Annotated in this window: 7 protein-coding genes and 1 pseudogene; 7 read left to right on the top strand and 1 reads right to left on the bottom strand. The window is 65.2% G+C overall.

Translation table 11 applies throughout. The features are described 5' to 3' along the window. Positions 1–242, top strand: a pseudogene (locus QOD90_RS04545) (sugar kinase); the annotation flags it as partial. Here QOD90_RS04545 and QOD90_RS04550 read toward each other — a convergent pair. After that, complete coding sequence (locus QOD90_RS04550; RefSeq protein WP_526347106.1) at positions 239–1,267, bottom strand: sugar-binding transcriptional regulator; 1,029 nt, start codon at positions 1,265–1,267, stop codon at positions 239–241. The pseudogene QOD90_RS04545 and the gene QOD90_RS04550 sit on opposite strands and share 4 nt — an antisense overlap. Positions 1,268–1,383: 116 nt before the next feature. Here QOD90_RS04550 and eltD point away from each other — a divergent pair, with 116 nt between their 5' ends. From eltD to QOD90_RS04580, 6 genes are all read left to right on the top strand, one after another. Further along, entirely contained in the window at positions 1,384–2,472 is a 1,089-nt protein-coding gene (eltD, locus tag QOD90_RS04555; RefSeq protein ID WP_526347108.1) for an erythritol/L-threitol dehyrogenase, read from the top strand. Between the two features lie 28 nt (positions 2,473–2,500). Next, complete coding sequence (locus QOD90_RS04560) at positions 2,501–3,925, top strand: extracellular solute-binding protein (protein WP_526347110.1); 1,425 nt, start codon at positions 2,501–2,503, stop codon at positions 3,923–3,925. Between the two features lie 15 nt (positions 3,926–3,940). Beyond that, on the top strand, positions 3,941–4,897 hold the full coding sequence (locus QOD90_RS04565; RefSeq protein ID WP_526347112.1) for a carbohydrate ABC transporter permease: 957 nt from the start codon (positions 3,941–3,943) through the stop codon (positions 4,895–4,897). Continuing rightward, on the top strand, positions 4,897–5,787 hold the full coding sequence (locus QOD90_RS04570; protein ID WP_526347114.1) for a carbohydrate ABC transporter permease: 891 nt from the start codon (positions 4,897–4,899) through the stop codon (positions 5,785–5,787). Before QOD90_RS04565 ends, QOD90_RS04570 begins: the two co-directional genes overlap by 1 nt. Further along, complete coding sequence (locus tag QOD90_RS04575) at positions 5,787–6,902, top strand: ABC transporter ATP-binding protein (protein ID WP_526347116.1); 1,116 nt, start codon at positions 5,787–5,789, stop codon at positions 6,900–6,902. The genes QOD90_RS04570 and QOD90_RS04575 overlap by 1 nt, the downstream gene beginning before the upstream one ends. Next, on the top strand, positions 6,899–8,003 hold a 1,105-nt coding region (locus QOD90_RS04580), incomplete at its 3' end, for an ABC transporter ATP-binding protein (RefSeq protein ID WP_526347118.1). The genes QOD90_RS04575 and QOD90_RS04580, both read left to right, overlap by 4 nt.

Below are 8,003 nucleotides of genomic sequence, written 5' to 3' on the forward strand. Positions count from 1 at the left end.
CCGGACGTCCGCAACTGGTCCCCGAGCAAGCGATAGGCGCCAGCTACGGCAGTGCGCTGATGGCTGCGATCGGCGTGAAACTGGTTGCCCCGGAGACTGATTGGGCGAAGATTGAAAGGGAGATCACGCCAAACCCGGCCCACCGCGAGCTCTACGACGAGCTGTACGGCGTGTGGCGCGAGCTGTACCCGGCGACCAAGTCCGCGATGCACGGTCTTGGTGCGATCGCCGGACGGGACTAGTTCTCAAAGGCGGCGCTACTGAGCACGTCGGCGGCGGTCACGGGGTCGGTGACGAGTCGGTTGAAGTAGCCGCCGCGCGCGCCCGCAATGATGGAGTCGATCTTGTCCTTGCCGACCGCCACGGCGATGGTGACCGGAATGTGCCGCAGCGCTTCGAGTTCCACGGCGATCAGGCGTTCACCATCCTCGAACTCCACCGGCACGCCGTCGCGGTCATAGAAGCGTGAGCACACGTCTCCGACCGCGGACCGCAGCGAGGTCGAACCCGTCGGCACGAATCGGGGAATGTCGGAACGCGTCAACGGCGGTGCGCCGACGCCCATCAGGGCGCATCGTGCCCTGGGCCAAAGGTGAAGCACCCGTTGGATACCCGGGTCGTTGAGTAGGGACTGATACAGCTCGACGCCGGGGAGCGCGGGGGCGAACAGGTAGTTGGCGCGTCCGCCGATCCGGTTCGCGACCAAGCGGGTGATCTCGTTGGTCTGGTACCACTCCTCGGGTTGATCGTTGCCACCGACGGTCGGGGCGACGACGACGCCGGGCAACGGCGCCAGTTCGAACTGGGCGACCTCGTACACCGTGCGCCCCGACGACACCAGCAGGACGTCGCCCGGCAGCAGCCCGGCCTCGCCGAGGGCGCGACCGACGGCGGGCGCCAGCGCGCGACCCATCACGTCCACGACGGTGCGGCCGGCACCGGGAGCGGGAAGTTGCGGGCTGAGGTACACCGACGTCACGTTGAGTGCGCGGGCAAGCCGATCTGCCAGGTCGCCGTCGCGGGCCTCCGCAGGCGGGACCACCTCGATGCGCACGATGCCTTGGCGCTTCGCCTCTGACAACAACCTGCTGACGGTGGCCCGGCTGGTGCCGAGTTGTTGGGCGACCTCGGCCTGGGTGACGTCGTCCTCGTAGTAGAGCCGGGCTGCCGCGTACAGCAGTGCCGCCGGAAAGTGGCTGCCCTCGGCGTCCTGCGAGACAGCTTCGGCGGGCTGGCTCGCCGGCGTGCGCGGGGCCGACCGGGACATACGGCGAGTATGGCATTGCACATCCGTTCTGGAGGGAATTTTGATGAACATTCGTTCTGGACAAATGTGCAGCAGGCCGATACTGTGACCGGAGCCACAGCCGAAGGAGCGTTGAGATGCCCGACCCGATTCCGGAGAAGATGCAGGCCGTCGTCTGTCACGGACCGAACGACTACCGCCTCGAAGAGGTCGCGGTTCCCGAACGCAAGCCCGGAGAGGCACTCATCCGGGTCGAGGCGGTCGGCATCTGCGCCAGCGATCTGAAGTGCTATCACGGTGCCGCGAAGTTCTGGGGCGACGAGAATCGTCCGGCCTGGACCGAGACGATGGTCATCCCCGGCCATGAATTCGTCGGCCGAGTCGTCGAACTCGACGATCAGGCCGCCAGCAGGTGGGGCATCGCCGTTGGCGACAGGGTGACGTCCGAGCAGATCGTGCCCTGCTGGGAGTGTCGCTTCTGCAAGCGCGGGCAGTACCACATGTGCCAGCCCCACGACCTCTACGGCTTCAAACGGCGGACACCGGGCGCGATGGCCAGTTACATGACGTATCCCGTAGAGGCGTTGGTGCACAAGATCTCCGGCGACATCCCGCCCGCGCACGCCGCATTCGTCGAACCGCTGTCCTGCTCGCTGCACGCCGTCGAGCGTGCGCAGATCACCTTCGAGGACACCGTCGTGGTGGCGGGGTGCGGCCCGATCGGGCTCGGCATGATCGCCGGTGCTCGGGCCAAGAACCCGATGCACGTCATCGCGCTAGACATGGCGCCCGAGAAGCTGGCGCTCGCCAAGAAGTGCGGTGCCGACATCACCATCAACATCGCCGAAGAAGACGTCGAGAAGATCGTCAAGGACCTCACCGACGGGTACGGCGCCGACGTCTACCTGGAGGGCACCGGACATCCGTCCGCAGTTCCGCAGGGGCTCAACGCATTGCGCAAGCTGGGTCGTTACGTCGAGTACGGCGTCTTCGGCAGCGACGTGACGGTGGACTGGAGCATCATCAGCGACGACAAGGAACTCGACGTGCTCGGCGCCCACCTTGGGCCGTACTGCTGGCCGGCCGCCATCAAGATGATCGAGTCCGGCGTGCTACCGCTGGACGAGATCTGCACTCACCAACTGCCGTTGAGCGAGTTCCAGAAGGGCCTCGACCTCGTCGGCAGCGGCAAGGAATCGGTCAAGGTCTCCCTGATCCCGGCGTAGTCCAGACAATCCAAGAAGGACCAGACACATGAGTCGAGATCGCACGACCGGGCCGCAGCTGTCGCGGCGAAACATGTTGGGCGCGTTGGGTTTGGCGGGCGCGGCTGCGGCAAGCCTGCCGTTGCTCAGCGCCTGCGGCGTCGGCGGCAAGGCTAGCGCACCGAACGGGGCGTCCGCAGTGACCGGCGGTTTCGACTGGAAGAAGGCGTCCGGACAGACGCTGAATCTCCTGCAGACGCCGCACCCGTACCAGTTGTCGTATCAGCCGCTGCTGCAGGAGTTCAGCGAGCTCACCGGAATCACCGTCAACGTCGACCTGGTCCCCGAGGCGGACTACTTCACCAAGCTGAACACCGAGCTGGCCGGTGGTTCCGGCAAGCACGACGCCTTCATGCTCGGTGCCTACTTCATCTGGCAGTACGGCCCGCCCGGGTGGATCGAAGACCTCAACCCGTGGCTGCAGAACAGTTCGGCCACCAACGCCGAATACGACTTCGAGGACATCTTCGACGGGCTTCGAACGTCAACCCGCTGGGACTTCGTCAACGGCAACCCATTGGGCACCGGCGGCCAGTGGGCCATCCCGTGGGGCTTCGAGAACAACGTGGTGGCCTACAACAAACGGATCTTCGACGAGAAGGGCATCCGAAAGCTGCCCGACAACTTCGACGACTTCATTCAGCTGGCCGTCGACCTGACCGACCGTGCCGACAACCGCTACGGCATAGCTACCCGCGGCTCGAAGTCGTGGGCCACCATCCACCCCGGGTTCATGACCCAGTACAGCAGGGCAGGCGCCGTCGACTACACCTTCAACGGCTCCGAGCTCATCGCCGAGATGGACAGCGACAAGGCGATCGACTTCACGAAGAAGTGGATCGAGATGCAGCACCAGGCCGGGCCGACGTCGTGGACCACCTACGACTATCCCAATGCCACCGGCGATCTCGGGGATGGCAAGGCCATGATGGTGTTCGACGCCGACAGCGCGACCTACCCGAAGAACAAGCCCGGCGCCAGCAAGGAAGCCGGCAACATCGCCTGGTACGCCGGGCCTGCCGGGGCGGACGGCAACTACAAGACCAACCTGTGGACGTGGAGTTGGGCGATGAGCGCCAACTCCCGTAACAAGCTGCCCGCCTGGTTGTTCATCCAGTGGGCCACCGGCAAGGAGTCGATGAACAAGGCCGTCGAAGGCGGCACGTATGCCGACCCGGTGCGAAAGTCGGTGTTCGACACCACGTTCAAGCGGGTCGCCGCCGACCAGTTCGGCTACCTTGAGGCCTTCGAAACGGTGATCGGTCAGTCGAAGATCCAGTTCACCCCGCAGAAGAAGTTCTTCGACACCACCCAGAACTGGGCCGTGGCGTTGCAGGACATCTACGGCGGTGACGATGCCAGCTCGCGCCTGCGCAGCCTCGCCAAGACCAACACCTCCAAGGTCAACCTCTAGGAAGTTGCGGCACTCATGACAACTCGGACATCCACGGCCACCGCCACCTCGCCGCAGCAGCCGGTCACGCCGACGGGTCGCACGCTCCCGGAGGTGCCTACGTGGCGGCGCAAGCTGCGGCCGTACCTTCTGTCGATCCCCGCCCTGGTGATCGTCATCGGAATCCTCTACCCCTTCGTGGTCGGCGCCTACTACGCCTTCCTCAACTACGCGGCGGTCAACCCCGACCCGCACTTCGTCTGGTTCGACAACTTCAAGTCGGTGCTTGGCGATCAGGTCTTCTGGTCGAGCGTGCGGACGACGGCGATCTTCGCCGTCCTCGCCACGGCGGTCGAGACCGCCCTCGGCGTTGGGCTGGCACTGTTGCTCAACCGTTCGAGCATCATCGGCAAGATCTTCGAGAAGGTGCTGATCCTGCCGCTGATGATCGCCCCCGTGATCGCGGGCGTCATCTGGAAGCTGATGTTCAACCCACAGTTCGGCGTCCTCAATCACGTTCTCGGACTTGGCAACACCTTTGACTGGCTGTCCAGCACCAACGCCTTGTTCTCGGTGGTCCTGGTCGACCTCTGGATCTTCACCCCCTTCGTGGCGATCCTGGTGCTGGCAGGCATTCGGTCGCTGCCGAAGGAGCCGTTCGAGGCGTCCGAGGTCGACGGCGCCAGCTGGTTCTACATGTTCCGCAAGCTCATGCTCCCGATGCTGTGGCCCTACATCTTGGTCGCCGTGATCTTCCGGTTCATGGACAACCTCAAGGTCTTCGACCACATCTACGTGTTGACCGCGGGTGGCCCCGGCGTGGCCACCAGGACGCTGCAGATCGGTGCCTTCGAGGACTCGATCATCAACCTCGACTACTCGCGGGGCAGCACCTACATGCTGCTGCTCTGGATCATCGTGTTCATCACCGCGCGCTACCTGGTGAGCGTGCTCAGTAAGGCGCAGCGTCGTGCTGCGGGAGCGGAGTCCTAATGGCACTCACCAAGTTCAAGCCGACGCGCAGTGAACTCCTGCCCGGCCAGAAGCGGCTCGGCGCCGGGTCCGTGGTCGCCGACATCGGCCTGATCGGCTGGTTCGTCTTCTCGCTGTTCCCCATCGTGTGGATGGTGATCCTGGCGCTGAAGAACGCCGAGGAGCAGACCAGCACCTACTTCCAGTTCAGCCCGACCTGGTCGAACTTCGCCACGGTGCTGTCGGAGAAGGGCACTCAGATGACGAGCGTGGACTTCAAGTCCGCGATGCTGACCAGCCTGATCAACTGCGGCGGGGCAGTGATCGTCTCGTTGGTCATCGGCATTCCCGCGGCATACGCGGCGGGCCGCTGGAAGTACCGGGGCTCAAGCGATCTGATGTTCCAGATGTTGTCGTTCCGGTTCGCCCCTGAGCTGATGGTGATCGTGCCGCTGTTCGTCATCTACAACCAGATCGGGTTGTTCGACACCAAGGTCGGCATGATCTGGGTGCTGCAGTTGGTGACGATGCCGCTGGTCGTCTGGATTCTGCGGTCCTACTTCGAGGACCTGCCGGAGGATCTGGAGCAGGCCGCGCTGCTTGACGGTTACACCCGCACGCGGGCGTTCGTCATGGTGGCGCTCCCGATCGTGCGACCCGGCATCGCCGCCGCGGCCCTGCTGGCCTTCATCTTCGCGTGGAACAACTACGTATTCCCGCTGATCCTGGCCGACAGCAACGCGGGCACGGTCACCGTCGCGATCACCAAGTTCCTCGGCGGCGGAGGGCAGGCGTACTACAACCTGACGGCCGCGGCGGCCATCATCGCTGCGCTGCCACCACTCATACTTGCGCTCACCATCCAGAGATATCTGGTGCGGGGCTTGTCCTTTGGGGCGGTGAAGGCCTGATGGCCACCGTATCGCTCAAGGGCCTGTCCAAGTCCTACGGAAAGACCGACGCACTCAAGGACTTCACGGTCGACATCGCCGACGGCGAGTTCTTCGTCATCCTCGGACCCAGCGGTGCTGGGAAGACGACCACGCTGAAGTCGGTGGCCGGGCTCGTCGACGTCGACAGTGGCTCGGTGCGCATCGGCAGCAACGACGTCACCCTGGTGGAGCCCTATCACCGCAATGTCGCGATGGCCTTCGAGAGCTACGCGCTGTACCCGCAGAAGACCGTTAGCGAGAACCTGGCGTCACCGCTCAAGTCGGGTCGCACCGGCAAGTACACCGAAGCGCAACAGAGGGAACGCATCGATCAGGTCACCACGACGCTCGGAATCAACCACCTGCTCAAGCGTTTTCCGCGCGAGCTGTCCAACGGCCAGCGGCAGCGGGTGGCGCTCGGCCGGGTGCTGGTGCGTCCCGCCGACATCTACCTGCTCGACGAACCGCTAAGCCATCTCGACGCGAAACTGCGGGCGGCGATGCGGGCCGAACTCAAGCAACTCGGCGCCATGTCGAAGACCACCACCGTCTACGTCACCCACGACTACCAGGAGGCACTGGCGCTCGGTGACCGCATCGCGGTGCTGAGGGCGGGCTCGCTGGTGCAGATCGGCACCCCCGAGGAGATCTGGCGCCGCCCCGCCGACACCTTCGTCGCCCGTGCCCTCGGGCAACCGGAGATCAACCTGCTCGACGGGGAGGTCGAGGACGGCCGGATTCGGCTCGGTGGCGGTGCATTCGACGTGCCGGTGCCCGCCGGGCTCGACGTCCGTGGTGGTGATCGCGTCCGGGTTGGTTTGCGGCCCTGCGACGTTCACGTCGTGGGCGGTGGCGCCTCGGCGCGGCTGACCGGCACGGTGATCCTCGCCGAACGGCTCGGGCGCAACATCGAGCTGACTGTCGACATGGGTGGCGAACAGTTGATCGTGCTCGCGTCCGGTCGGGAGGGCGTCGACGAGGGCGCCACGGTATCGATGGCCGTCGCGGACGCGGACATACACGTCTTCGCCGCCGGGGAGGGTGACACCGCGCGACTCGGTGCGGACGACAAGACTCTGGAGGCAGCGCAGTGACCACCACGATCAGTGCTCCGAAGACCACGACCGCCCAGAGCCTTACGCTGACCGATCTGGTCAAGACCTACATGGCGCGAGGGCGGGAGAGCTTCGCGGCGGTCAAGGGCATCAACCTCGACATCGCGCCTGGCGAGCTGATCGCGCTGCTCGGCCCGTCGGGGTGCGGCAAGACCACCACGCTGCGCATGATCGCCGGGCTGGAGACGGTGACCAGTGGTTCCATCCGCATCGGTGACCGGGAGATCTCCCAGCTGCCGGCGGCCAAGCGCGGCATCGGTGTCGGCTTCGAGAGCTATGCGCTGTATCCGCCGATGTCGGTGCGCGAGAACCTGCTCTATGGGCTGAAGGCCCGCAAGGTCAAGGGTGCCGAGCAGATGGTGTCGTCGATCAGCAAGCGCCTGGAGATGGACGACATGATGGATCTGCGGCCCGCGGGTCTGTCCAGCGGGCAGAAACAGCGCGTCGCGTTGGCGCGCGCCCTGGTGCGCAACCCGCCGGTGCTGCTGCTCGACGAGCCGCTGAGCCACCTCGATGCCTCTGCGCGCCAACGAGTTCGGCGTGAGCTGAAGGTTCTGCAGCGCGAGTTCGGCTACACCACGATCGTGGTGACTCACGACCAGGTCGAGGCGCTCTCACTGGCCGACCGGCTCGCGGTCATGGACGCAGGTGTGGTGCAACAGTTCGGCACTCCCGACGAGGTGTTCGACGACCCGGCCAACCTATTCGTCGCGCAGTTCGTCGGCGAGCCGCAGATCAACGTGCTGAGCGGGGTGGTGAAGACGTCCGATGGTGGTGCCCGGGTCGAGATTAGTTCTCGCGCAGGGTCTTTGGATACCTCGGCCACCGGGGTGGCTGACGGCACCAGGGTGACCGTGGGAATCCGTCCGCAGGACTGCACGATGTCGGCCGGTGATGGGCCCGGATTGCGCACCACCGTGGCGTACTTCGAGCACCTTCTCGAGTTCGGCCTCGCCACCAGCACCGTGGCGGGCGCGGAGGAGGGCATCGTCGTCCAGACGCCTGCGCAGGAGGACTACCAGCCCGAGCAGAAGGTGGTCATCAGCGCTCCGCCCGAGCGGGTGTACCTTTTCGACACCG

The sequence above is a fragment of the Mycobacterium sp. genome (assembly GCF_032161845.1).
GTDB lineage: Bacteria > Actinomycetota > Actinomycetes > Mycobacteriales > Mycobacteriaceae > Mycobacterium.